The sequence below is a fragment of the Chitinophaga polysaccharea genome (assembly GCF_902150045.1).
Taxonomy (GTDB): domain Bacteria; phylum Bacteroidota; class Bacteroidia; order Chitinophagales; family Chitinophagaceae; genus Chitinophaga; species Chitinophaga polysaccharea_A.
Genome location: NZ_CABFVU010000002.1, coordinates 946,481 through 972,275 on the forward strand (window position 1 = coordinate 946,481; position 25,795 = coordinate 972,275).

The following is a 25,795-nucleotide window of genomic DNA, read 5'->3' on the forward strand; positions in this document are numbered from 1 at the left end:
GGTTTATGCAGATACAGGTTGCTAAAAGATTACAAGGCACGGAAGAATATTACTTCTCCAAAAAGCTCAGGGAGATTGAGGAAATGAACCAATCCGGCACAAAGGTGATCAACCTTGGTATCGGAAGCCCGGATCTGCCTCCTCATCCTTCAGTGGTGGCTGCATTGAACGAAAATGCCGCTTTGCCCAATACGCACAACTACCAGGGATATAAAGGTATTCCGGCCCTGCGTAAAGCAATGGCAAACTGGTACCAGCGCTATTATAATGTAACGCTGAACCCTGATACGGAAGTATTGCCGCTGATAGGTTCCAAGGAAGGGATTATGCATATCTGTATGACTTACCTGCAGGAAGGTGATGAGGCCCTGATCCCGAACCCGGGCTACCCTACCTACCGTTCTGCAGTGAACCTGAGCGGGGCTACCGTTGTTGATTATGATCTGACGGAAGAAAACAGCTGGTTACCCGACCTGGATGCACTGGCACAAAAAGACCTGAGCAAGGTGAAGCTGATGTGGGTTAACTATCCCCATATGCCTACCGGTGCAAAGGTAAACAGGGAGTTTGCCGCAAAGCTTATCGCTTTTGCCAAACAGCATAACATTCTTATCTGCCATGATAATCCTTACAGCTTCATCCTGAACGAGCAGCCCGAAAGTTTGCTGCAGTTTGAAGGTGCAAAAGATGTGGTGCTGGAACTGAATTCCCTCAGTAAATCGTCCAATATGGCCGGATGGCGTATAGGCATGCTGGTGGGTAAAGCAGAATGGATTGCACAGGTACTGCGCTTTAAAAGCAATATGGACTCCGGTATGTTCCAGCCTATGCAGATGGCCGCTGTAAAGGCGCTGCAGCTGGGAAAAGACTGGTACGATGATTTGAATAAAATTTACCGTGCACGCAGGGAGAAAGTATTCCAACTGCTGGATCTGTTGCATTGCACCTACGATAAGAACCAGGTAGGTATGTTCGTTTGGGCGAAAATACCTGCTACTAACGAAAACGGTTATACGCTCACTGATGAAATACTGCAGAAAGCCCGCGTATTCATTACTCCCGGGGGAATATTCGGTAGTAACGGCAACGGCTATATCAGGGTGAGTCTTTGCCAGGATGAGAAGGTTTTCCAGGAGGCGATAGAACGTATCAAAACCAACGTAAAATGATTGCAACAGTAATAGGGATAGGTTTAATAGGCGGCTCGCTCGCTATCACGCTGAAAGAAAAGGGTGTGGCAGAGCGGATCATTGGAGTGGATCAGCGCCAGGAGCACCTGCAGCGGGCGCTGGAGCTGAACATCATTGATGAAGCAGCCACCCTGGAAGACGCCATGAAGCGCTCCAGCCTGGTGATACTGGCCATCCCTGTGGATGCGGTATTACAGGCACTGCCCGGCATTATGGATAAAGCGCGTCCCGGCCAGGTGATTATGGATGTGGGTTCTACCAAAGAAAAAATACTGCAACTCGTTGCCGGTCATCCCAACAGGGGACGCTTTGTGGCTGCCCACCCGATGGCCGGCACCGAGTATTCCGGGCCGGATGCCGCTGTACGCAACCTCTTCGTACATAAAACAATGGTGCTCTGTGATGTGAAGAACAGTGATGAGGACGCCCTGGAACTGGTGGAAAATATGGTAGACCAGCTGCAGATGCGCACTGTATACATGAATGCGGAAGAGCATGACCTGCATACCGCTTATGTGTCGCACATCTCCCACATTACTTCTTTCGCGCTGGCATTAACAGTGCTGAAAAAAGAAAAAGAGTCAGGACGCATCTTTGAACTGGCGAGCGGTGGTTTTGAATCCACTGTGCGTTTGGCGAAAAGCTCTCCTGATATGTGGGTGCCTATCTTCAAACATAACCGGAACAATGTGCTCGATGTACTGGACGAACATATCAGCCAGTTACAGCAAATGAAAACATTGCTGGAGAATGAAGACTACGACACCTTTTACAAATTGATTCAAAAATCCAATAAAATCAGGAAGATCCTGAAATAATTAAGTTCTGATAATCTACTTAACTTCAATACTATGGTACAGACAATGGAACAGATTTTATCTAAAACCAAATTCTCCGATCCGTCTTCCGATAAAAAGCCGTTGATCATTTCCGGGCCCTGCAGTGCAGAAACCGAAGAGCAGGTATTAGCCACCGCGCTGGCCTTGCAGAAAACAGGTAAAGTGGACGTGTTACGCGCCGGTATCTGGAAACCCCGTACCCGCCCCGGTTCTTTTGAAGGCATTGGTACCAAAGGTCTTGCCTGGTTGCAGAAAGCCCGCGAGATCACCGGTCTGCCGCTGGCGGTGGAAGTAGCTACTGCCAAACAGGTGGAAGATGCGCTGCATTTCGGTGTGGATATTCTGTGGGTAGGCGCACGTACTACCGTAAACCCTTTCTCTGTACAAGAAGTTGCTGATGCGCTGAGAGGTGTGGACACTACTGTTTTAATTAAGAATCCTATCAATCCTGACCTGGAATTGTGGATTGGTGCTGTGGAAAGAATCCAGAAAGCAGGTATCAATAAAGTAGGTTTGATTCACCGTGGCTTCTCCAGCTATGGCAATACCCAATACCGTAATGCACCGATGTGGCACCTGGCTATTGAGCTGAAACGCCGTATGCCTGAACTGCCTATGATCTGCGATCCTTCGCATATCTCCGGTCGCCGCGATATCCTGCAGGAAGTTTCCCAGGAAGCAATTGACCTCGATTACGATGGCCTGATGCTGGAAACACATGTTGATCCGGACAACGCATGGAGCGATGCCAAACAGCAGGTAACACCTGAAAAACTGGCGGAACTGCTCGACGGTATCACCTGGAGAAGAGAGCACTCTGATAAAAAAGATTTCAACTCTGCACTGGAGAAACTGCGCGCACAGATCAACCAGGTAGATGATGAAATTATGCTGCTGCTCGGCAACCGTATGAAAATTGCAGAAAAGATCGGTGTGTACAAGAAAGAAAATAACATTACCATCCTGCAAACAAACCGCTGGAATGAGATCCTGGACCGCGCTGTTGCCAAAGGTGAGAAACTGGGCCTGACCAAAGACTTCATCGTGAAATATTTCGATGCAGTGCACCTGGAATCCATCAACCGTCAGAACAAAGTAATGAACGAAGATAAGTAGATACATCAGCCGCCGGCTGCTGATACAAACAACAGCCGGCAGTAGTTTTTCCTAACAGCAAAAGCGAACCGCTTCATGCAAATACAAACCCACCAGTTTCAACAGCAGGAAACCACCTATTTTTTAGGTGCAAGCCTGATGGAGTTGGGCAATCATGTAAACCGTCAGAGAACAGTACTGGTAATAGATGAAAATGTAGAATACTATCACGGTCATCATCTGCACAACTGGAATAAAATTGTGGTGCCCGCAGGGGAGGAATTAAAGAATATGGCAACGGTGGAAAGGATCATCGATGGCCTGATATCTTATGAAGCCGACCGCAAAACCATGCTGGTAGGCATTGGTGGCGGAATGCTCACCGATGTGGCAGGATTTGCAGCCAGCATTTACATGCGTGGAATTCCTTTTGGCTTTGTACCTACTACTTTACTGGCACAGGTAGATGCCTCTATCGGTGGAAAGAACGGAGTGAGTCATGGTAAACAGAAAAACCTGCTGGGCGTTATCCGCCAGCCGGAGTTTATCTTCTTCGATTACGCTCTTCCGCTCACTATGCCGGCAGAAGAGTGGCACAACGGCTTTGCAGAGATCATCAAATATGCCTGTATCATGGATGCGGCCCTGTTTGATTATCTTGAGAACAACAAGGAGAAAGCGCTGGCCCGGGATGTGGAAGTACTGCAATACCTGGTGGAAAAATCAGTGGCAGCCAAAACCAAAGTGGTACTGGAAGATGAGCTGGAGAACGGCCCCCGCAGGTGGCTCAACTTTGGCCATACGCTTGGACATGCAGTGGAAAAGCTGGAACATATAGCGCATGGAAAAGCGGTGGCTATAGGAATGGTAGCAGCTACCCGTTTTTCCGGGAAGTTGATGAACCTGCCGGCAGATCAAACGGTACGACTGATAAAACTGATCAGCGATTACCAGTTGCCAGTAGCCTTCAGCTCTGATAAGGATGCTGTGTTCGACATCTTTAAACTGGATAAAAAAAGAGAGAAGGATGTAATACACTTTGTATTGCTGGAAGAGATCGGGAAAGCAACCACTATGCCCATTCCCATTGCAGAACTGAAGTTGTTGCTGCAGGAATTGTAAATTTTTTTCTAATTAAATAAAGGCAGACGAAATATACATATGCAAGTTACTGTATCACCAGCCATCATTAAAGGCACAGTTACGGCCAATCCTTCTAAAAGCGCCATGCAACGCGCTGTAGCAGCGGCTTTGCTGGCAAAGGGAAAGAGCATTATCCGTAACCCCGGCCTGAGCAATGATTGCCTGGCAGCACTGGAAGTAGCCGAGAACCTGGGCGCTAAAATCAAACGTGAAGCGGACTATTTCGAAATCACCAGCAATGGTGTGGCGCCGTTTTATGATGAAATCAACTGCGGCGAGTCTGGTTTGGGTATCCGTATGTTCACGCCCATTGCAGCATTATCGTCACTGCCCATTACCATAGAAGGACACGGTAGCTTAACCACCCGTCCTATGGATTTTTTCGAAGAAGTACTACCGCAGCTGGATGTAAAATGTTCTACCCAGGGCGGTAAATTACCGCTTCATATCCAGGGGCCATTACATCCAAAAGATATTACTATCGATGGCTCTCTCAGTTCACAGTTCCTCACCGGTTTGCTTATGGCATACGGCGCTGTGGCGGAAAACGTAACCATTACGGTAACGGATCTGAAGAGCAAACCATACATTGCGTTAACCCTTCAGCTGATGGCGCATTTTGGCGTTCAGGTGGAAGAAAAGAACTTTGAAACATTCCATTTTGGAAAGAAGCAGGCATATAACCCCTGCGATTATACGGTGGAAGGCGACTGGAGCGGCGCTGCATTCCTGCTGGTAGCAGCGGCGGTAGCGGGTAAGGCAGAAGTGCAGCATCTCAACACTTCTTCTGCCCAGTCTGATAAAGCCATCCTCGAAGCATTGGAAAAAGCCGGCGCACACCTGATGTCTGGTGTGTTTACCGTAAATATAGAAAAGGGCGGATTGAATGCATTTGAAATAGATGCTACCGATTGTCCTGACCTGTTCCCTCCGCTGGTAGCGCTGGCGGCTAACTGTAACGGCACTACGAAAATTAAAGGCGTGAGCCGCCTGGCTCATAAAGAAAGTGACCGTGGTATAACGTTGCAGGAGGAGTTTGGCAAGATGGGTATTAAAATAGACCTTGAAGGCGATATCATGCTGGTACATGGCGGCACCGGTATTAAAGGCGCCCAGGTACATTCACATAACGACCACCGTATTGCTATGGCCTGTGCTGTGGCGGCGCTTACAGCAGATGGCCCGGTGATCATCGACAATGCAGAAGCGATCAATAAATCCTACCCGGAATTTTATGATCACCTGGAATTGCTGGGCGGCAAGGTGGCAGTAACCGTATAATTTCACTTTAAATCATCAGCGTGTGAACAGTTTTGGCAGATTATTCAGGGTAAACGTTTTTGGAGAATCACATGGCGCCAGCGTTGGCGTAAATATAGATGGTATACCAGCAGGTATCCCGTTAAAACAGGAAGATTTCCTGGCAGACCTGGAGCGCCGTAAAGGCGGTTCCAGGGGCACTACGCCCCGTAAGGAGGAAGACCTGCCTTTTATCAAATCGGGCGTTTTTAACGACTTCACCACCGGTGCGCCTGTCACTATTCTTTTTGAAAATAATAATACCCGCAGCACAGATTATGAGAAGCTGCGTGAATTTCCGCGCCCGGGCCATGCCGATTTTGTAGCTACTGAAAAATTTGGCGGCTTTGAGGATTACCGCGGTGGTGGTCATTTCAGCGGCAGGCTTACCCTTAACCTGGTAGCGGCCGGTGTAATAGCAAAAAAGATCCTGGGAGAACAGATCCAGGTAAATGCCACCATTACGGAAGTAGGTGGCAATCCCGATCCTGAAGCTGGTCTGGAAGCGGCTATTGCAGCTAAAGATTCAGTAGGCGGCATCGTGGAATGTGTAGTGGACGGGTTGCCTATCGGGTTGGGCGAGCCCTTCTTTGATTCATTGGAATCTGCATTGGCACACGCTGTATTTGCGATTCCTGCCATCAAGGGAATTGAATTTGGGGCTGGCTTTGCTGCTGCTAAAATGAAGGGACTGGAGCATAACGATCCGATCATTGATAAAACAGGTAAAACAGCTTCCAATCATGCCGGAGGCGTAGTGGGAGGTATTTCCAACGGCAACCCGCTGGTATTCCGTATCGCGGTAAAGCCTACGTCGAGCACGCCTAAAGAACAGCAGACCCTTAATATTAAAAGCGGGGAAGTGGAAACTTTCAGCGTAAAAGGCCGTCATGATCTTTGTATTGCACTTCGTGTACCTGTAGTGTTGGAAGCGGTGACCGCTATGGTACTGGCTGACTTCCTGTTACTGGAACAACGCCGGCCACGTGTGTTCTCAGCGAGGTAGCGCCTTCGGCGTCGCGGATTTTGTCTTTTTCAGGATTTAGATGATTTTTATTTTTTAGATTTTGAAGTTTTGATAAAAAAATTAAGGGAGATGAGAGCAGGTAAATTAGCTTCATCTCCCTTACTTATAATAAAAAAATCAGCGAAATCATCTAAATCCTGAAAAAGACAAAATCCGCGGCGACCACTACTGCTCAATCGCAAGCAGCTCCACGTCGAAGATCAACGCTGCGCCTGGTCCAATTTTAGGGCCTGCACCGCGATCGCCGTATGCCAGCTCGGAAGGGATAAAAAGACGCCATTTGGAGCCTACAGGCATTAACTGCAGCGCTTCTGTCCAGCCTTTGATAACGCCGCCTACAGGGAAGGAAATGGGTTGTCCCCTGTCTACAGAGCTATCGAACACTGTACCGTCAATTAAAGTACCGTGATAATGCGTTTTCACTTTATCTGCGGCTGTGGGTTTAGGCCCGTTGCCTTCTTTCAGGATCTGGTATTGTAACCCATCGGGTAATGTTACCACTCCGGGTTTTACTTTATTTTCCGCCAGGAATTTAAGCCCGGCTTCACGGTTTTTGGCAGCTTTATCTGCCTTCAGTTGCTGTAAATAATTACTTATACTCATATCACATTGTTCTTTTGTCATTGTTAATGGCTGGTTTTTCAACGCATCCTGCACTGCCTTGGCCATAAGGGAAGGATTGATGTTCTCCAGCCCCTGTGCTTTCAGGTTTTCTGCAATGCTTACGCCAATTCCGTAACTCACGGAATCCAGCTTGTTCTTTAATATCGGGGCTTTAACGGCTGTTTTGGCCACGGGCTTCTTAGGTGCAGGTTTAGCCTGACTGAAACCTTGTAAGGATATGAATCCCAGGGCTCCTATGAACAGGTATTTTTTGTACATAATCAATAATTGACAGAAATGTTAGTTAAAATAAGGCTTTTTTAAGATGATGCAAGTTAATCAATATAATATTTCACAGGTAAGCTTATGAACCTTCTGCGGAAGGTAATAAATACCGGGATGATACACTGCCGGCATCATCCCGGAGGGATCATTATTTTACTACCGGCAGCACTACATTGGACGGGTGCTGTGCATCATGATAAATGCGGATGGTAGCTTTTTTGAAATCTTTATCAGTAGCCTTGTAAATGTCCATGAACTGTTGTGGATTGCGGTCTGTGAGCGGGAACCAGCTGCTTTGTACCTGGATCATAATACGGTGTCCTTTCTGAAACGTATGTGCTACATCCGGCATAGTGAATTTTACTTCAGAAGGCTGGTTAGGAACAAACGCTTCCGGTTTCTCAAAGCTGTTGCGGAATTTGCCACGCATGATCTCTCCCCGTACCAGCATCTGGTAGCCTCCCATTGGGTAGGTAGATGAAGGTACCCGCCGGTGTTCGGTTGGAGCATCTTCTTCGTATTTGAAATCGTCGGGGAATACATCTATCACTTTTACGATAAAATCGGCATCAGTGGTGCTGGTACTGGCTACCAGGTCGGCTACCACCGGGCCTGCCAGGGTAATATCTTTATCCAGCACTTCGCTTTCAAATACGGCCACATCAGGTCTGCGAGCGGCAAAGCGCTGATCGTCGGTCATATAGTTGATAGTACGGCCAAAATGTACGTCTTCCGTATAAGGAACCGGTTTGGCGGGATCGCTTACATATTCGCTGAAACTGTTGGCAGCAGATGGTTTGGTAAACGATAGCTTACCATTTTCCTGTAAGTAAACGGGTTCATCTTCCATATTTGCCGGAGGCCATTTGGGAAGTTGTTTCCATTTGTTTTCGCCGGTGAAGAAGATGGTGGCCTCTGCGATATCAGGTGTGGCGCCCTTGCCTTTGAGGTAATAATTAAAGAAAGGAATTTCTACATTTTGAGCGTAGTATTCAGCGGTATTGCTGCCAAAGCGCACATTGCCCAGGTGAGTGCCATCATTGGAGGCCCACTGGCCATGGTACCATGGCCCCATCACAATACGGTTATTGGTGGAGGGGCTTTTTGTTTCGATGGCTTTGTAGGTATTCCATGCACCAAAACAATCTTCTGCATCAAATACGCCGCCTACTATCAGCATGGCAGGTTTTACGTTGTTCAGGAAGTTACGCACGTTGCGGGCTTTCCACCAGCTGTCGTACGTAGGGTGTGCATACATTTCATGCCAGAAGGTAACGCTGTCGCCGATAATTTTGGCAAAGTTCGGAAGCGCGCCGGTTTCCAGGTAATATTTGTAATTGTCATGGGTGTAATAGTCGATACCTTTAGGCCCTTCCGTAGTGGGTTTGGGGTGCGGGTGATCAAACACCGTGTAAAAGGAAAAGGCGTCTGCAATAAAAAAAGCACCGTTGTGATGGAAATCATCTCCCAAAAACCAATCTGTAACAGGCGCCTGGGGGCTTACTGCTTTTAGTGCAGGGTGGCCGCTCAGCGCTCCCATAGTGGAGTAGAAGCCGGGATAGGAAATGCCGAAGATGCCCACATTGCCGTTGTTACCTTTAAGGTTCTTCACCAGCCAGTCGATGGTATCATAAGTATCGCTGGCTTCGTCAATATCTTTCTTTCCTTTTTTATCAGGATTAAATGGTCTTACGTTTACAAATTTACCTTCGCTCATCCAGGTACCTCTTACATCTTGTATCACCATGATGTAACCTTCTTTCAGATATTCTTTATAATGATTTTTATAGAGCGGACGGAAGGCGTTTTCCCCATAAGGTGCGCAGGAATAAGGTGTGCGCGTCATCAAGATAGGATGTTTCTCCGATTGGTCTTTTGGCAGGTAAATAGAAGTAAACAGCTTAATCCCATCGCGCATGGTAATGTATACTTCTTTTTTGGTGTAGTGTTCGTGCATCCAGAGTGAATCCTGGTTAACAGCCTTACAGGCAGCCGGAATTATAAACAGCGCGGCGCAGGCCAGCAGCAGCCATTTTCTCATAAACGGTTTATTTTAGATTAGATAGCGGCTAATGTAATAAAAAAATAGTGGATGGCCGGCAGGTATATGGGGAATGGTTACCGACCCAGTTTTTCCCTTTCTTTTTTGGGTAGGCTGGCCACTACCAGGTCGTACGATTTCCGGATCCATTCCAGCAGCAGTTTATTGGGAATGCCGGAATGTACATCTATGGTATTCCAGTGTTTTTTATTCATGTGATAGCCGGGGATTACGCCTTCATACCGCTCCCGCAGTTCAATGGCTTCTTCAGGGTCGCATTTGAGATTAATGGTTTCAAAATTTTCCAGCCCGCTGAGGGCGAACATTTTTCCACTCACTTTATAAACAAGGGTTTCATCTCCAAAAGGAAATTCTTCTGTAACGCCGGGTAAGGAAAGGCAGTATTCCTGAAATTGAGCCAGGTTCATGAGCTATAATTATTGATGATATCAAGGTACAAAAGTCCGGAAAATTTCCGTAATGGGTATACGTTAATCCGCTTTAATAACTTTATAGGTGTAGCTGAGTGTTTTATTCAAACCGGCAATAGTTTGTGTTTGCGGGAAGTTAGTGGTGTCGTACATTTTGTATGTTACAGGGCAGTTCTTTGGTGCTATCTGTTCAGATTCATACCTGATATTGGTAACGAGGTGCTCACTTATTAAATACGGGTAAAACTCATTGGAGAAGAAAGGATAATTATCGTTTACAATAGCGCGGAACAGGTTCGGGTTTTTGGCCACCTGTGCAAACAGTGGATTATTGAGTTGGCTGTAGGCTAAGTCAAACCGGCTCATTGTCAGGTTAGGGGAACCATACCGGACGAGAAAATAATTCATATCGGTAAATTGATTGACATCTTTTCCCTGGTAGCGATATTGTCTGTATATAACCGCTATGGCCGGTATACCATCCAGCACGAGCGTATCAGTGCTTCCCTCCAGGGTTAGCAGCCGATCAGGGGTGATCTGCATATAAGCGGTATCATAACCTGAGATCTCCGTGCCCAGCTCCCTGTAAAAAGTGGTATAAGTTACCAGTTGTGCAGGCTTCCATACAAGTGAGTCTTTCTGGCTGAGGCTTTTTACAGTATTGTCATTTTCATTATAATATTTTGCTATTGACAGATACCCTTCCTGGTTATACTGGTAGACGATATAGCTTTGCCAGATGCGATAAGAAGGATTGTAATCCCATCTTTCTGTAACCTGGTGCTGGTCGTTATAAACGAGGCTGTCTTTAGGTACATTATTCACACGGATGGCGGTAACAAGGTAAATGTCTTTGGGCGGTTCCGGCTGTGGTGGGGGAGTGATGGTATTGTCTTTTTTACACTGGCAGCCGGGCGCTGTTATCAGCAGCAAAAGGGCTGTACCAAGTAGCAGGGTTATCAGCGGGTATGAAAGGGATGAACGCATATGTGGATAACAACGTTTAAAGCAGCAGTTTATTGAATGCTTTCCGGCGAATTTTTCATTAAAGTTATCCAGTGTATATCGGCATGAGGAGGTATTCAGGTCTGATACCGCTAACCTGAAAAAAATAAAATTCCAGGATCCACAGCAGCTTATTTGGGTTTATCCTTTCCTGCTTAAAAACGTTTAGTCCTGTACGTTATATCAACATACAGGACTGTGTAAAACAAAAACGGCAATAGATTATTTTTTGCTGATACTGATGATTACACGCGAATAACGGGCATAGGTGATCTCTACTTCCTGCCCTGCCCTGTATCCTTCCAATGCCCCGCGCATCCAGTAAAACAGGCGTTTTTTCTTATTCTCCAGCAGGATCATAATATTGGTTTGTGTGTCGTTGTTCTCCAGGTATACCGCTTCCATCGGCGCCTGCAAGGTACCTTTCTGCAAGGCGGTAAGATCCTTTTTTATAGCCCAGTAGCGTACGTCTGTTACTTTTATCAACGCAAATATCAATGCTATCACAAAGCATAACAGCCATACCCAGAACCAAAGGTTTTTGAACGACAGGAGCGAATCATCTGCATCACCCAAACTGTTGTGGGTATACAGATAAATTTGTGGTATCACAGCAGCAACCAGTAACAACCCCAAACCTATAAGGGTGAATTTGGTTAACTGTTGCTTATTCCTCTTCAGCGCATCCTGCAATAAAAAATGTTCTTCAGTAGTAATAAAGGTGTAATCAGACATAGTTGTTGTATGGTTTTTCAGTAGGCTAATATATAGATAAACAATCAATTAATTAAAATTATATATATAATTTTTTATCTTGTGGTTATCATTTTGCTTATTTGGGGATATTTGATAACAATATCTGTTAAAATATTATTACATATTAAGGAGATGAGATAGGGATAGTAACCCAGGGCTGCGCTTTTTTTAGCGCATTTATAATCAGGGGATATAGTTTTGAGTGGAAATAGTTTTCTATTTTGCGCTCATTATAACCCGGTCATCTGTTATTCTTCCCCATTTATTACCATGCTATCATAAATATCATAGAAAGTGAAGAAGATTTTTTTATTAGCCGCAGCCCTGTTATCAGTCAGTGTGGCCGGCTATACACAGGATACGGCCCAGCTGGTGGTGGAAGGCAGGAAGAATAGCGCCACACAGCAATCAAAGCCTTATGTTATAATGATTTCTATCGATGGCTTCCGGTATGATTATGCTGAGAAGTATAATGCACAGCATCTGCTACGCTTATCCGGCGACGGTGTTCGTGCCACCGCGATGCAACCTTCTTTTCCTTCGCTTACATTTCCCAATCACTATACATTGGCAACAGGTCTTTATCCTGCCCATCACGGCCTGGTGGATAACCTTTTTTATGACCGGAAGCGTGATGCTGTTTATAAAATAGGCAACCGTGAAGCTGTGGAAGATGGCACCTGGTATAACGGGATCCCATTATGGGTATTGGCGGAAAAACAGCAAATGATCAGCGCCAGCTATTTCTGGGTGGGATCAGAAAGCGCTGTTCAGAATGTGCGTCCTACCTATTATTTTAAATACCAGGAAAAAACGGGTATTGATCAGCGTATCGGGCAGGTGATAAACTGGCTTCGATTGCCGGAAGACCAGCGCCCGCACCTTATTACATTCTACTTTTCTGAAGTGGATCATATGGGGCATTCCTGGGGACCGGACAGCGACAGCGTACGGAGTGCTGTACAATTTGTTGATGCCGCCATCGGAAAAATGGTTGCTGAAGTTGCAAAGCTAAACCTGCCGGTAAACTTTCTCGTGGTATCAGATCATGGTATGATGCAGGCAGATACAATTCACACCATTACACTACCTGATGTTCCAGTACTTCAACCGCTGAAAAGCATGCCAGGTAACGAAAAGGTGATGTTGTACGGAAAAACAGATGAGGAAATTAAAGCGGCGTACGATTATCTCAAACAACACGAAAATCATTATACGGCTTACCTGAAAAAAGAAACGCCGGAAAGATGGCACTACGGCCAGGAAGATATCTACAACCGCATTGGTGATATCATCCTGCTGGCGGAAGCCAGCTATACTTTTGGAAACGGTAAGAGAGTACATCCGGGTCATCACGGGTACGATAATAACCTTACCGATATGAACGCCGTATTCATGGCATGGGGCCCGGCTTTTAAGACACATACCCGTATTGCCACTTTTGAAAACGTACATGTGTACCCGTTAGTGGCAAGAATATTAGGCCTTGATATTACACAGCCTATTGATGGCCGCCTGGAAATATTGGAACCGGTTTTACAACCTTTATAGTCAATAAAGAAGGGGACAGATCATCTATCTGCCCCCTTCTTTATTTTATATCGAACCAACAGCTTATACAGCTGCTTCCTCATATGCACTTGCAGGTTCGCAGGTACAGATCAGGTTCCTGTCGCCGAAAGTATTATTGATACGGCTTACGGAAGGCCAGAATTTATTGGCTTTCACATATTCCAGTGGGAATGCTGCCTGCTGACGGCTGTATGGACGGGTCCATTCATCGGCGGTGATCACCTGTTGGGTATGCGGTGCATTTTTCAGTACGTTGTTCTGTTTATCGCTCAGGCCCTGCTCTACTGCACGGATCTCTTCACGGATAGCCAGCAATGCGTCGCAGAAGCGGTCCAGTTCACCTTTGTCTTCACTTTCAGTAGGCTCAATCATAATAGTGCCAGGAACCGGGAAGCTCATGGTAGGAGCGTGGAAACCATAGTCCATCAGGCGTTTGGCCACATCTTCCGCTTCAATACCGGCAGCTGCTTTAAACGGACGCAGATCTACAATGAATTCATGTGCACAGGTGCCATTAACACCGGTATACAGGATATCGTATGCTTTTTCCAGTCGCGCTTTCATATAGTTGGCGTTCAGGATCGCGAATTCGGAGGCCTGTTTAACGCCATTGAATCCAAGCATGCGGATGTAAGCGTAAGAGATCAGCAGGATACTTGCAGAACCGAATGGAGCCGCAGATACTGCGTTGGAAGGCTTACCATCGTTTAGTGTTACGTGTCCTGGCAGGAACGGTGCCAGGTGTTTGGCTACGCAGATAGGGCCCATGCCGGGGCCGCCACCGCCGTGAGGAATAGCGAAGGTTTTATGCAGGTTCAGGTGGCAAACATCTGCACCGATCAGTCCGGGTGCGGTTAAGCCTACCTGGGCATTCATATTGGCGCCATCCATGTATACCTGTCCGCCGTGTTCATGTATAGTAGCGCAGATATCTTTTACACTTTCTTCATATACGCCGTAGGTCGACGGATAGGTGATCATGATACCGGCCAGGTCTTTACTGTGGGCTGCTGCTTTGGCTTTCAGGTCATCTACATCGATGTAACCATTTTCCAGCGCTTTTACAATCACCACTTTAAAGCCAGCCATTACCGCAGATGCAGGGTTGGTACCGTGTGCACTGATCGGGATCAGCATCACGTTACGATGGCCTTCACCTATGCTCTTCTGGTATTCACGGATCACCAGCAGACCGGCGTATTCACCTTGCGCGCCACTGTTGGGTTGCAGGCTGCAGGCATCAAAGCCGGTAATTTTGCTGAGGTATTCGCCCAGTTCTTCTGCCATCTGTAAATAACCACCTACCTGGCTCTTTGGTGCAAATGGATGCATTTTGCTCCAGTGCGCCCAGCTCAGGGGAATCATTTCGGTGGCTGCATTGAGCTTCATGGTGCAGGAACCCAGGGATATCATGGAGGTGTTGAGGGAAAGATCCTTGTTCTCAAGCATCTTCAGGTAACGCATCATCAGCGATTCGCTGTGGTAGCTGTTAAACACCGGGTATTGCAGGTAAGGGGAAGTACGCTGCAGATCAGCAGGGATGCCGGTGGTACCGCCGGAAACGGCTGCTGCGTCTGTAGTACCTGCGCCAAATATGTGCAGGATATCGTTTACATCGGCAATGGTAGTGGTTTCATCGAGGGAGATACCCACATTGCCATTGGCGAAGTAACGGAAGTTGATACCCATTGCTTCTGCAGCATCTTTCACGTTGGCGCCTTCTACCACAATAGTATCGAAGAAACTGTCGGATGCCAGTTTGAAGCCCTTGGCTTTCAGTTTACCTGCCAGTGTATTGGTGAGCAGGGAAACACGGGTAGCAATATTTTTCAGGCCTTCCGGACCGTGATATACCGCGTACATGGCAGCCATATTGGCCAGCAATGCCTGCGCAGTACAGATATTGGAAGTAGCCTTTTCACGTTTGATGTGTTGTTCGCGGGTTTGCAGTGCCATACGCAGCGCACGGCCACCGTTGGCATCAATGCTCACACCAATGATACGTCCGGGGATGGAGCGTTTAAAGTCGTCCTTCACCGCAAAGAATGCGGCATGCGGGCCACCAAAGCCCAATGGAACGCCAAAGCGCTGGGCAGAACCAAAGGCTGCATCTGCGCCCATATCGCCGGGAGAGGTGAGCAGGGTCAGTGCCAGCAGGTCGGTAGCTACACCCACAAATGCGCCCACTGCATGTACCTGTTCGATGAAAGCGCGGTAATCGGCAGCAGCGCCCACATTGTCGGGGTACTGGATCAATGCGCCAAAGTATAATTCATCGAAGGCAGCGGTTTTGTAATCGCCTACTATCACTTCAATATGAAGCGGGGTAGCGCGGGTATAGATCACATCCAGCGTTTGCGGATATACATTCTTATCTACAAAAAACTTAGGCCTGGTTACATGGTCATGATCCTTGTTCAGGGCATTGAAGAACATTGTCATGGCTTCCGCAGCCGCAGTGGCTTCATCCAGGAGGGAGGCGTTGGCAATGGGCAGGCCGGTCAGGTCACACACCATGGTCTGGTAGTTCAGCAAACTTTCCAGGCGGCCCTGGGAAATTTCTGCCTGGTAAGGGGTATACTGTGTATACCATCCCGGGTTCTCAAATACATTACGCAGGATAACGCTTGGGGTAATCGTATCAAAGTAGCCCTGGCCAATATAATTGCGGTATACTTTGTTCTTCAGCGATATTTCCTTCAGATGGCGGAGATAATCACTTTCACTCATCGCAGCCGGAATTGCCAATGGCTGCTGCATGCGGATGGCGCCCGGAACGGTCTTGCTGATCAGCTGGTCAAGGTTGGAGGCCCCGATGGTTTCCAGCATCTGGTTGGTCTCTCTTTCATTCGGCCCTATGTGACGGTGCACGAATTCATTTTGTTGAATATCAAAAAGATTCATGATGTAAGCAGGTAATTTGAAATAGAATGCGCAAAGCTATGCAGATTTTAAGCAACGGCCAAACAATCAGCACTGGCGGGGGAAAACGGTGATAAATGATCCATCGGGAAAGTGTTCCTGTGTCATAATTTTGTCCACCGACTATTTACCTATCTTTGCATCAAATGAGTAAAATATTAGAAGACTGGCAACAGAAGGCCCAGGATAAGCAAAAAGCCAATAAGCAGTTCCTCGCAAAACTGCAAACCCGCCGTGGAAAAGGGGTGGAGAAGCTGTTGCCGGACCTGCATGAGGAAGCATTCAGTAAAATTGACTGCCTCGAATGCGGTAATTGCTGCAAAACCATCAGCCCACGGTTCAAAGGCCCTGATATCAGGCGCATTTCCAAACACCTGGGGATGAAGGAAGGAGAATTTATTGATACCTACCTGAGGATTGATAAGGATGAAGACTACGTGGTGAAGTTCACGCCATGTCCGTTCCTGGGCGATGATAATTACTGCGGGATCTATGATGTACGTCCGGGTGATTGTGCCAACTATCCTTATACAGACAGTTACGATTTCTTTAAACGCCCGAAGATCACCTACGAAAACAGTACGGTTTGCCCGGCTGTTTATTATGTGCTGGAAAAGTTAAAGGAAAAGATGGACCTGTAAATACGGCAGGCGGTTAGCCTGTTAAAGACCAGCCGCCGCCAGCTAGGGCTTCAGATCAAGCTTACGCATTGCCGGTGAAATAACATAGGTAGTGATCACCACACCCAATGTAACACATCCTCCAAACACAACAGACGGTACCAAACCCATTGCCCTGGCCATAAAGCCGCTTTCAAAGGCGCCCAGCTCATTGGAAGACCCCACGAACATGGAGCTTACAGACGCCACCCTTCCACGCATATCATCCGGGGTTTTTAACTGCAGGATCGTTTGACGAATAATTACACTGATGCCGTCCAGCGCGCCGCTGATCAGCAAGGCAAACATCGACAGGTAAAAGCTGGTGGAAAGGCCAAAGAGGATAATGGTTAAACCAAACCCAAATACCGCCGCCAGCAGCTTGATTCCAGGTTTGTTCACCAAAGGCCGGTGCGCCAGTATGAACATGGTGATCAATGCACCTACTGCAGGCGCTGAACGCAGCAGCCCATAGCCCAGGGAGCCCACATGCAGCACGTCTGTAGCGAATGCAGGTAACATGGCCACCGCACCGCCAAACAACACGGCAAACATATCCAGCGCCATGGCATTCAATACTACTTTTGTTTTCCACACAAACCGCATCCCTTCGGTAAGACCGGCCACAAAGCTTTCCCCTTTGGGTTTGTAATAAACTGGTTTGGGTTTTATTTTTAACAGACTGTATAACGGAGGCAGGAAAATAAATACCACTATCAGCATAGACCAGTGAACCCCGAACCAATGTATAAAAAGCCCGCCCAGTGCGGGGCCCAGCACACCGCCTATCTGCCAGGCAGAGCTGCTCCACGTAGAGGCGTTGGCGTAGAGCTCACGGGGTACCAGCAACGACAGCAAGGTGAAAGTGGAAGGGCTTGTATAAGCACGCACAATACCTCCTATAAAAACCAACAGGTAGATAAGGTTAAGCACCCAGTGTTTTGAAATACCCGCCACTGCGCGGTCCCAGGTTAAAAGGAATAATCCCGAGCTGATAAACAGATAAGCAATCACACATTTGAGGAGCATGGACCGTTTCTCCCGTTTATCTACCATATGCCCGGCAAAAGGGGCCAGTAACACGGCAGGGATTACTTCAGCCAAACCAATCAATCCCAGTGAGAATGGATCTTTGGAAATTTCATATACTTTCCATTCTATGATGGCAAATTGCATTGCCAGCGCAAATACAAGCGCAAAGCGGATTACCAGGTAATAATTGAATTCCGGAAAGCGTAGCGAAGCGTATGGGTCGTTCTTTTTCGATGCCGTAGTGTCCAACCTGATGAGTTTTTTGCGAAGGTACAAAAATCACGAAACGCGACCACGGAATATGAAACAACCCGCTTCACCGCTCACCACAATCAGTTCTTCTTTTCCGCTTTCTGGTTTATATTTATTCTGCATTAATATCGCAGTTCTATGGAAATACATACCCTTATTTTCCGTGCATTACTACCCGCACTGTTTATACAGATGGCCTGTGCCGGTAACGGTTCCAAAGATGATAGTCCTGAGCCTCCGGCGCCGGCGGCCCGGAAAGCGAAGCTACAGCTGGTAACCGACCAGTTCATATCTCCGGTGAACATGGCCGTGCCGGGGGATGGCAGCGGCAGGTTATTTTTTTGCCAGAAAGAAGGAAAAGTATGGGTTGTACAGCAAAATAAACTGCTGCCCGCACCTTTCCTGGATGTAAGCAGCGACATGATTTCTGTAAACCCCGGCTATGATGAACGCGGCCTGCTGGGAATGGCTTTTCACCCCGATTTTAAATCGAACCATAAATTTTATGTGTATTACAGCTCGCCTGCGAAAAAGGCCGGCTTTGATCACACCAGCCGCCTGGTAGAGTTCACCACCAGGACAGATAACCCCAACCTGGCTAATCCCGCATCCAAAAGGATCGTGCTGGAAGTGGACGAACCGGAATCCAACCACAATGGCGGCCAGCTGCAGTTTGGGCCCGATGGCTATTTGTATGTGGGGCTTGGCGATGGCGGCGGTGGTGGCGACAAACACGGCACTATTGGCAACGGGCAGGATCTTAATACTTTACTGGGTAAGATATTAAGAATAAATGTAAATGGAACACCCTATTCCATACCGCCTGATAATCCTTTTGTGAACAGGCCAGGTGCCCGGCCTGAAATATGGGCCTATGGCCTTCGTAACCCCTGGCGCTTTTCATTCGATAAAAGTACCAAAATGCTTTTTGCCGGGGATGTAGGACAGAATAAATATGAAGAGGTGGATATTATCACCAAAGGTGGCAACTATGGCTGGCGTATCCTGGAAGGGAACCACGATTATAACGTGCCGGCAGGAACCGACAGGTCGTCGCTGATTGCTCCCATCCACGAATACGGCCACGATGTGGGGATAAGTATCACCGGGGGCTATGTATATCGCGGAACTGCCATCCCGGCATTAAAAGGGTTATATATTTTCGGCGATTACAACGGGAAAACCTTCATGCTCATACCCAACGGGAAAAAATGGGACAGCGCTCCGCTTGAGCTCACAGGCCGTCCGGCAGACAATCTCCAGATCCTCAGCTGGGGCGAGGATGAACAGGGAGAGCTTTACATGCTTGCCAGTACTTCCGGCAGCAGCGGTTTTAAAGGAGCAGTGTACAAACTGGTAAAAGACTGACAGGCAGCAACATTCCTGGCATTTTATTCGTTTACTATAGGCCCCTTTATGGTTTAACCGGACATGGAGCATCCCCGTGGACGTTAAACAGGTACTGCAGCGAGCCGGAAAGAGCAGCGCTTTTCAGCCACGTATCTCGCCTGGAGGCCGTTTGGCCCAAATTTTTGTTAAAAGGAAATAAATTGCTCAACCGACGGGTGATTTTATTTTATATTTGATTTGACAACGTTTAAGTTCAATTGAGATACATATGAGACTAAAAGTGATTATACCGGTTGTGCTGCTTAGCATCTCCGCAGGCGTGTTGGCTTTTAATAAGCTCGGACATAATGACGATCCTCCTGGTCGTTATGAGGTGATCATGAACCTGGTGGGGCAGATGCTGAAAGAAGGGCATTACCAACCCAAAGCAATAGATGATAAATTCTCCACCGAAGTTTTTAATAAATACCTGCGTAGCCTGGACACGGAAAAGAGATTTTTCCTGAAAACAGATGTGGATAAACTGATGCCGCTCTCCGTTCATATTGATGATGAACTGAAGGGTGCGCCGATCGACTGCTTCCGCAGTATCAACGCCCTGATCAAGCAAAGGGTGGCCGAAGCGGCAGCCATTTACCCGGAAATCCTCTCCAAACCTTTTGACTTTACGGTAGATGAAAAGATAACCCTGGATCCCGATAAGCTGGACTATCCCGCAGATGAGAATGCCCGCAAGGAATCCTGGCGTAAAGTATTGAAATACCGTACACTGGAAAAACTGACGGATCTCCAGGAAATGAGGGAAAAAGATAAAGGCAAGGACAGTGTTAAAGCCAAAACCGATGTGGAACTGGAAGCAGAAGCCCGCACAAAGGTAAAACAACTGTACGACCGCTATTTTGAACGCCTGAAAAACAGGCAGAACGATAATTATCGCTTTAACCTCTACGTAAATGCGATCACCACTACCATGGATCCGCATACCGACTACTTCCCGCCGGATGAAAAACGTGCGTTTGAAGAGCAAATGGCCGGTAAATTCTTTGGTATCGGCGCCCAGCTGAAAGAAGAAGGCGACAAGATCCGCGTGGTAAGCATTGTGACCGGAAGCCCCAGCTGGAAACAGGGACAGCTGAAAGCCAACGATGTGATCCAGAAAGTGGCACAGGGAAATGCCGAACCAGTGGATATTACCGGTTACCCCGTGGAAGACGCGGTAAAACTGATCCGCGGTAAAAAGGGCACTCCTGTAAAACTGACCGTGAAAAGCGTGGATGGTACCACCAAAGATATCACCATTGTACGTGATGAAATTGTTGCCGAAGAAACATTCGCCAAATCAGCGATCATCAACGGACAGCATAAAATAGGCTATATCTATCTGCCGGAATTTTACGCCGACTTCAACGACCGTAACGGCGCCCGCAGCGCGGAAGACGTTGCCAAGGAAGTGGCTAAACTGAAAGCGGAAAATGTGGAAGGCATCATCCTTGACCTCCGCTTTAACGGTGGCGGCTCCCTCCAGGATGTAGTGCAGATGGCCGGCCTGTTCATTCCGGAAGGGCCTGTAGTACAGGTGCGCTCCCGTGGAGGCGATGCAGTAGTGCTGCGCGACCGCGACAAGAATGTACAATATGAAGGCCCGCTGGCTATCATGGTAAACGAATACAGCGCTTCCGCCTCTGAAATCATGGCCGCCGCCATGCAGGATTATAAGCGCGCCGTGATCATTGGCAGTTCCCAAACATTTGGTAAAGGCACTGTTCAGCGCCTCTTCAACCTGGATGACTTCTACCCGGTAAAAGACGGTGGCAGCCTCGGCGCCCTGAAACTTACCCAGCAGAAGTTCTACCGTGCCAACGGTGGTTCTACCCAGCTGAAAGGTGTGGCTTCTGATATCGTATTGCCCGATCCATACTATGAAATAGCGGAACGTAAAGACTCCGATGCCCTGGTATGGGACGAAATTCCCCGCGCAAGCTTTACAGCATGGAATAACCCGGTAAATACGGAATCGCTGAAAAAGAGCAGTGAAAAAAGAATGGCTTCCAGCCCTGCGTTCAAGTTACTCAACGAAAACCTGAACACTTTAAAGAAACTGGAAAAACAGGAAACTTATTCGCTGAACCTGCAAACCTATAAATCAGAGCAGAAAACAAACACCGCTGCACTCAAAAAGTATGATGCAGTAAATGATAAAGTGAAAGAGCTCAATATTGTAAACATCAAATCCGATATGGAGAAATTTGGCAGCGACTCATCCAAGATTGCCAGTAACAAGAACTGGATCAAGGTCAGGACCAAAGACATCTATCTCGACGAAGCAGTGAACGTCATGAACGACCTGATCGTTCAGTCGTTGCCTAAAATGCAGCGTAAGAACCAGTAGCGGATTTTGTCTGACTCAGGATTTTGATGATTAGGCTGATTAATTTGATTTTATTTTTATGATTTTATAAAATGTTAGGGAGATAGAAGCAGATATATAATCTGCATCTATCTCCCTAAATTATGTTGTCCTGGGACGCTCCATTATTTTAAAGAGGTTAGGGAAGATAGAAGCGGATATCCGTTTTATCTTCCCTAACCTCTTTAATAAACAAAATTTTAAAAATAAAAATCAAACTAATCAGCCTAATCATCAAAATCCTGAGTCAGACAAAATCCGCTTATATCTCTTTATTATTTATAAAATCCCAAAAAAATAAAATCAAAATAATCAGCGAATCATCAAAATCAGTGTTCCAAGACAAATTTCGCATCGCCGAAGGCGATCACTCCGCTGCCCCCTTTTCTTTACTCACTACTTCAAGTGCTTTCTTCACCATAGGGTCTTCCGCATTGATGGCTTCGTAAAAACCTTCCGTTCTGTACAGCTGGCGGGCCAGCATAGCTTTGAGCCGGGTGCGTATTTCTATTTCGTCGCGGGCAGTAAGATGATCCAGGCCCGGAACGCTGTCTTTTTTAGCGTAGGCTTTGAAGTCGCCGATCAGTTCGGGTGTAGCCCGGAAGTTTTTAGTGAAATCGGCTGCATCTTTATAAGATTTAAATATCTCCCGGTGCGAGGTGTAATACTGGTAAGCAAAATTGCTGAATGTATTGCGGGTATAAATAGCGGTTAAAGTAGGTGTAAAACGGGAGGTGTCAAACGGAATAAAAATGTCCGGAGTAATACCGCCGCCGCCATAAACAGGCCGGCCTGCCGCTGTTTTATAAAGCACGGTATCTGTTATTTTGATACTGTCTTTATTCACCATTTCTCCGTGGTGATAACGTTCAATGATATCATCGTCGTAATCATCATGTCCCTTACCGTATGGCTTCTGGATACTTCTGCCGGAAGGGATGTAGTAACGGGCTACGGTAAGACGCAGGGCTCCTCCGTTGTCGAGGTCGTATTGCTCCTGTACCAGGCCTTTACCGAAGGTGCGGCGGCCGATAACAGTACCGCGGTCCCAGTCCTGTACAGCGCCGGCAAGGATTTCGCTGGCAGAAGCGGAGCCTTCGTCGGTAAGTACTGCCAGGGCGCCCCTTTCAAAAAGCCCCGGCCGTTTGGTTTTATAATCGGTTCGTGGAAAGTCTTTGCCCTTTGTATATACGATCAGTTTCTGGTCGTCGATCAGTTCATCCGCGATGCGGGTGGCTGCATCCAGGTAGCCGCCGGGATTCTGCCGGAGGTCGATCACCAGTTTTTGCATGCCTTGTTTTTCCAGCTGCCGGATGGCTTTCATAAACTCATCGTAAGTGGTGGCAGAAAATTTACTGATCTTAATATAGCCTACACCCGGCGCCGCCATGTAGCTGGCGTCTATACTGTATAAGGGAATAACGCCGCGCTTAATGGGAATGGTGATCTTTTTATCCTGTCTTAATACCAGTGTGTTTACAGTAGATCCGGCCGGGCCTCTCAGTAATTTGCGGATCTTTTCCGGTGTAATACTGTTACCGGCCACCAGGCTGTCGTTCACTTTCAGGATTTTATCGCCGGTTTGCACACCTGCTGATTCAGACGGGCCTCCGCTCAGCACACTTACTACATTCACCGTATCTGCAGTAATATTGAATTCTACCCCGATGCCCTCAAAATTTCCTTCCATATCTTCATTCACCCGCTGCAATTCGGAAGGCGGTATATATATGGAGTGGGGATCCAGGTGGGTCAGCAATCCTTCTATGGCTTCCTGCTGTAACTCATCTGTATTCAGGGAATCTACATATTTCGCTTTGATCAGGTCCATTACTTCCTGTAATGGTCCCCTGTTGGGTTTGGTGAAAAACACGGTGGCCCCTCCGTTGTTCGATCCAGGCATTTTATGTCCGAGGAACATTCCCAGGGCTAATACAACTGCAAAGAGAAGAGGTAAAAAAACATTCAACTTCCTGTTAGACATAATCAGATTATTATCCCGCTAATTTATATGACCAATCTTTGTTTCCATGTAGCAAAAGCACCTGGCGGAAAGCAATCTGCTGCATACATGTATCATCATCACTTAAACTTAAAGCGGTCATTTGTTTTTATGAACCCCTTTTGTTTAAATTGTGACAAAAATAGCATAAATCAGGTGCAAACTTTTAGGATTCTTAAATTTCACAAATAACCGGATATGGGTGCTGGAATAAAGTTAGTGGCAGACAGCGGATCTACGAAGACGGAGTGGGGCGTGCTGGGCGCCACGGAACCCGTGGTGTTGAAAACGCAGGGCGTAAGCCCTTATTTTCAAACTGCGGAGCAGATAAAGGCTATCCTGGAAAAGGAACTGGTACCGCAGTTACCTGCCGGTAAATCCGTAACGGATGTATTCTTTTATGGAACGGGCTTATCTCAGCCCAAGAACCTGCAACTGGTATCGGATGCTATAAAGGCTGTTTGGCCGGATGCTGCATACGATGTGCAGCACGACCTCATGGGGGCCGCACGTGCACTGTGCGGCACGCAGGAGGGCGTAGTGAGCATACTGGGCACCGGTTCCAATTCCTGTTATTACGATGGGAAGGAAGTGGTGAAGAATAATCCAGGTCTTGGTTTTATCCTCGGGGACGAAGGCAGCGGCGCTTACCTGGGACGAAAAGTATTACAGTATTATCTCTACCATAGTTTTGATGCCGACCTTCATGCGCGCTTCGAATATAAGTACCACACTACCAAGGATGAGATCCTGGAAAGCGTATACCGCAAGCCGTTAGCCAACCGCTACCTGGCAGGGTTTACCGAGTTCCTGTCGGAGAACCGTGAGCACTATATGATCCAGAATATCCTGGAAGACGGGCTGAACGACTTCTTCTTTAACCATATTTATAAATACAGGGAAAGCTGGACTACTGCGCTTCATTTTACCGGCGGGGTAGCCTGGCATTTCCGCGATATTATCAGCGAATTGTGCGAGCTGTATGAACTGCCTATGGGCAAGGTATTGCGCACGCCTATGGAGGGTTTGCTGAACTATCACCGTTAATCATTTTCAACCTTTTAATATGTCATTTGTAAAAGTAACGGAACAGGCTTCTCATTATCGTCATCTTGAAAAGATGAGCGTGCAGGAGCTGCTGGCCAACATGAATAAAGAAGATCAGACCGTTCCGTTAGCCGTGGAAAAAGCTATCCCGCAAATTGAGAAACTGGTCACCGCCGTGACAGATAAAATGCTGGCAGGCGGCCGCCTGTTTTATATGGGCGCCGGTACCAGCGGCCGTTTGGGGGTAGTGGATGCTTCCGAGTGCCCGCCTACTTTTGGCGTGCCGCAGGGCCTGGTAGTAGGATTGATCGCAGGCGGCGACAGCGCTATACGGAAAGCAGTGGAGTTTGCAGAAGACAGCCGTACTCAAGGTTGGGAAGACCTGAAGGCGTATAATGTAACTGATAAGGATGTGGTAGTGGGCATCGCTGCCAGCGGCACCACTCCTTATGTAATAGGAGCGCTCAATGAATGCCGTAAACATGGCATTGTTACCGGGAGCATCAGCTGTAACCCCGATACGCCGGTATCTGCGGCAGCAGACTTCCCCGTGGAAGTGGTGGTAGGACCGGAGTTTGTAACGGGCAGCACGCGCCTTAAAAGCGGCACCGCGCAGAAGCTGGTGCTGAACATGTTGTCGACCGCCGTAATGATCCAGCTTGGAAGGGTGGAAGATAATAAAATGGTGAACATGCAGCTAAGCAACGAGAAGTTGGTGGATCGCGGCGTGAAAATGCTCATGGAACAATTGTCGCTTACCAATTATGAACAGGCCCAGGAACTGCTGTTAAGGGCCGGCAGTGTAAAAAAGGCGGTAGACGACTTTACCGGGAAATGA

Annotated in this window: 20 protein-coding genes; 12 read left to right on the forward strand and 8 right to left on the reverse strand. The window is 47.4% G+C overall.

The genetic code is table 11. The annotated features are described in order from the left end of the window. Positions 1–5: 5 nt before the first annotated feature. From FN124_RS18600 to FN124_RS18625, 6 genes are all read left to right on the forward strand, one after another. Entirely contained in the window at positions 6–1,169 is a 1,164-nt protein-coding gene (locus FN124_RS18600; protein ID WP_142686253.1) for a pyridoxal phosphate-dependent aminotransferase, read from the forward strand. Beyond that, on the forward strand, positions 1,166–2,008 hold the full coding sequence (locus FN124_RS18605) for a prephenate dehydrogenase (protein WP_142686254.1): 843 nt from the start codon (positions 1,166–1,168) through the stop codon (positions 2,006–2,008). Before FN124_RS18600 ends, FN124_RS18605 begins: the two co-directional genes overlap by 4 nt. Positions 2,009–2,041: 33 nt before the next feature. Beyond that, on the forward strand, positions 2,042–3,145 hold the full coding sequence (locus tag FN124_RS18610) for a chorismate mutase (RefSeq protein WP_245752741.1): 1,104 nt from the start codon (positions 2,042–2,044) through the stop codon (positions 3,143–3,145). Between the two features lie 75 nt (positions 3,146–3,220). Then, the gene (gene aroB, locus FN124_RS18615; protein WP_142686255.1) at positions 3,221–4,246 is read left to right on the forward strand and encodes a 3-dehydroquinate synthase; all 1,026 of its coding nucleotides are present in this window, start codon (positions 3,221–3,223) and stop codon (positions 4,244–4,246) included. A gap of 39 nt (positions 4,247–4,285) precedes the next feature. Beyond that, the gene (gene aroA, locus FN124_RS18620; RefSeq protein ID WP_142686256.1) at positions 4,286–5,548 is read left to right on the forward strand and encodes a 3-phosphoshikimate 1-carboxyvinyltransferase; all 1,263 of its coding nucleotides are present in this window, start codon (positions 4,286–4,288) and stop codon (positions 5,546–5,548) included. Positions 5,549–5,570: 22 nt separating this feature from the next. Further along, the gene (locus FN124_RS18625) at positions 5,571–6,572 is read left to right on the forward strand and encodes a chorismate synthase (protein WP_142686257.1); all 1,002 of its coding nucleotides are present in this window, start codon (positions 5,571–5,573) and stop codon (positions 6,570–6,572) included. Positions 6,573–6,758: 186 nt separating this feature from the next. On the opposite strand, the gene bamJ is transcribed toward FN124_RS18625, so the two are convergent. The 5 genes from bamJ to FN124_RS18650 form a co-directional block, all read right to left on the reverse strand. Beyond that, entirely contained in the window at positions 6,759–7,475 is a 717-nt protein-coding gene (gene bamJ, locus FN124_RS18630; RefSeq protein WP_142686258.1) for a BamJ family beta-barrel-assembly machinery protein, read from the reverse strand. 154 nt (positions 7,476–7,629) lie between these two features. After that, positions 7,630–9,522 (reverse strand): CocE/NonD family hydrolase, encoded by a 1,893-nt coding sequence (locus FN124_RS18635; protein WP_142686259.1) that lies wholly within the window; start codon positions 9,520–9,522, stop codon positions 7,630–7,632. 77 nt (positions 9,523–9,599) lie between these two features. Then, positions 9,600–9,950, reverse strand: coding sequence for an MmcQ/YjbR family DNA-binding protein (locus FN124_RS18640; protein WP_142686260.1), 351 nt, complete (start codon positions 9,948–9,950; stop codon positions 9,600–9,602). A 63-nt stretch (positions 9,951–10,013) separates the two neighbouring features. Continuing rightward, on the reverse strand, positions 10,014–10,940 hold the full coding sequence (locus FN124_RS18645; RefSeq protein WP_142686261.1) for a hypothetical protein: 927 nt from the start codon (positions 10,938–10,940) through the stop codon (positions 10,014–10,016). A gap of 240 nt (positions 10,941–11,180) precedes the next feature. Continuing rightward, positions 11,181–11,693, reverse strand: coding sequence for a hypothetical protein (locus tag FN124_RS18650; protein WP_142686262.1), 513 nt, complete (start codon positions 11,691–11,693; stop codon positions 11,181–11,183). Positions 11,694–12,008: 315 nt separating this feature from the next. On the opposite strand from FN124_RS18650, the gene FN124_RS18655 reads away from it, so the two are divergent. Next, complete coding sequence (locus FN124_RS18655) at positions 12,009–13,265, forward strand: alkaline phosphatase family protein (protein ID WP_142686263.1); 1,257 nt, start codon at positions 12,009–12,011, stop codon at positions 13,263–13,265. A gap of 63 nt (positions 13,266–13,328) precedes the next feature. Here the strand turns inward: FN124_RS18655 and gcvP are convergent, their stop codons facing one another. Then, positions 13,329–16,190, reverse strand: coding sequence for an aminomethyl-transferring glycine dehydrogenase (gene gcvP / locus FN124_RS18660; RefSeq protein ID WP_142686264.1), 2,862 nt, complete (start codon positions 16,188–16,190; stop codon positions 13,329–13,331). A gap of 164 nt (positions 16,191–16,354) precedes the next feature. Here gcvP and FN124_RS18665 point away from each other — a divergent pair, with 164 nt between their 5' ends. After that, on the forward strand, positions 16,355–16,849 hold the full coding sequence (locus FN124_RS18665; protein ID WP_142686265.1) for a YkgJ family cysteine cluster protein: 495 nt from the start codon (positions 16,355–16,357) through the stop codon (positions 16,847–16,849). Between the two features lie 42 nt (positions 16,850–16,891). On the opposite strand, the gene FN124_RS18670 is transcribed toward FN124_RS18665, so the two are convergent. After that, positions 16,892–18,148 carry an MFS transporter gene (locus FN124_RS18670; protein ID WP_142686266.1) on the reverse strand — a complete coding sequence of 419 codons (1,257 nt, stop codon included), beginning with the start codon at positions 18,146–18,148 and terminating at the stop codon, positions 16,892–16,894. Between the two features lie 141 nt (positions 18,149–18,289). Between FN124_RS18670 and FN124_RS18675 the strand changes: the two genes are divergently transcribed. Both FN124_RS18675 and FN124_RS18680 read left to right on the forward strand, forming a co-directional pair. Further along, complete coding sequence (locus FN124_RS18675) at positions 18,290–19,519, forward strand: PQQ-dependent sugar dehydrogenase (protein ID WP_142686267.1); 1,230 nt, start codon at positions 18,290–18,292, stop codon at positions 19,517–19,519. Positions 19,520–19,769: 250 nt separating this feature from the next. Beyond that, positions 19,770–21,890: a carboxy terminal-processing peptidase gene (locus FN124_RS18680; RefSeq protein ID WP_142686268.1), complete on the forward strand. Its 2,121-nt coding sequence runs from the start codon at positions 19,770–19,772 to the stop codon at positions 21,888–21,890. A gap of 385 nt (positions 21,891–22,275) precedes the next feature. Here the strand turns inward: FN124_RS18680 and FN124_RS18685 are convergent, their stop codons facing one another. Beyond that, complete coding sequence (locus FN124_RS18685) at positions 22,276–23,892, reverse strand: S41 family peptidase (RefSeq protein WP_260607499.1); 1,617 nt, start codon at positions 23,890–23,892, stop codon at positions 22,276–22,278. A 216-nt stretch (positions 23,893–24,108) separates the two neighbouring features. Between FN124_RS18685 and FN124_RS18690 the strand changes: the two genes are divergently transcribed. Together FN124_RS18690 and murQ are read left to right on the forward strand one after the other, a co-directional pair. Beyond that, positions 24,109–24,957 (forward strand): BadF/BadG/BcrA/BcrD ATPase family protein, encoded by an 849-nt coding sequence (locus FN124_RS18690; RefSeq protein ID WP_142686270.1) that lies wholly within the window; start codon positions 24,109–24,111, stop codon positions 24,955–24,957. 19 nt (positions 24,958–24,976) lie between these two features. Continuing rightward, positions 24,977–25,795, forward strand: a complete 819-nt coding sequence (gene murQ / locus FN124_RS18695; protein WP_142686271.1) for an N-acetylmuramic acid 6-phosphate etherase — start codon at positions 24,977–24,979, stop codon at positions 25,793–25,795.

What these genes read in the sequence shown, in the direction of transcription:
- FN124_RS18600 (WP_142686253.1), top strand. Translation starts at nt 6, where the DNA reads ATGCAGATACAGGTTGCTAAAAGATTACAAGGCACGGAAGAATATTAC.
- FN124_RS18605 (WP_142686254.1), top strand. Translation starts at nt 1,166, where the DNA reads ATGATTGCAACAGTAATAGGGATAGGTTTAATAGGCGGCTCGCTCGCT.
- FN124_RS18610 (WP_245752741.1), top strand. Translation starts at nt 2,042, where the DNA reads ATGGTACAGACAATGGAACAGATTTTATCTAAAACCAAATTCTCCGAT.
- aroB (WP_142686255.1), top strand. Translation starts at nt 3,221, where the DNA reads ATGCAAATACAAACCCACCAGTTTCAACAGCAGGAAACCACCTATTTT.
- aroA (WP_142686256.1), top strand. Translation starts at nt 4,286, where the DNA reads ATGCAAGTTACTGTATCACCAGCCATCATTAAAGGCACAGTTACGGCC.
- bamJ (WP_142686258.1), bottom strand. Translation starts at nt 7,475, where the DNA reads ATGTACAAAAAATACCTGTTCATAGGAGCCCTGGGATTCATATCCTTA.
- FN124_RS18635 (WP_142686259.1), bottom strand. Translation starts at nt 9,522, where the DNA reads ATGAGAAAATGGCTGCTGCTGGCCTGCGCCGCGCTGTTTATAATTCCG.
- FN124_RS18640 (WP_142686260.1), bottom strand. Translation starts at nt 9,950, where the DNA reads ATGAACCTGGCTCAATTTCAGGAATACTGCCTTTCCTTACCCGGCGTT.
- FN124_RS18645 (WP_142686261.1), bottom strand. Translation starts at nt 10,940, where the DNA reads ATGCGTTCATCCCTTTCATACCCGCTGATAACCCTGCTACTTGGTACA.
- FN124_RS18650 (WP_142686262.1), bottom strand. Translation starts at nt 11,693, where the DNA reads ATGTCTGATTACACCTTTATTACTACTGAAGAACATTTTTTATTGCAG.
- gcvP (WP_142686264.1), bottom strand. Translation starts at nt 16,190, where the DNA reads ATGAATCTTTTTGATATTCAACAAAATGAATTCGTGCACCGTCACATA.
- FN124_RS18665 (WP_142686265.1), top strand. Translation starts at nt 16,355, where the DNA reads ATGAGTAAAATATTAGAAGACTGGCAACAGAAGGCCCAGGATAAGCAA.
- FN124_RS18675 (WP_142686267.1), top strand. Translation starts at nt 18,290, where the DNA reads ATGGAAATACATACCCTTATTTTCCGTGCATTACTACCCGCACTGTTT.
- FN124_RS18680 (WP_142686268.1), top strand. Translation starts at nt 19,770, where the DNA reads ATGAGACTAAAAGTGATTATACCGGTTGTGCTGCTTAGCATCTCCGCA.
- FN124_RS18685 (WP_260607499.1), bottom strand. Translation starts at nt 23,892, where the DNA reads ATGTCTAACAGGAAGTTGAATGTTTTTTTACCTCTTCTCTTTGCAGTT.
- FN124_RS18690 (WP_142686270.1), top strand. Translation starts at nt 24,109, where the DNA reads ATGGGTGCTGGAATAAAGTTAGTGGCAGACAGCGGATCTACGAAGACG.
- murQ (WP_142686271.1), top strand. Translation starts at nt 24,977, where the DNA reads ATGTCATTTGTAAAAGTAACGGAACAGGCTTCTCATTATCGTCATCTT.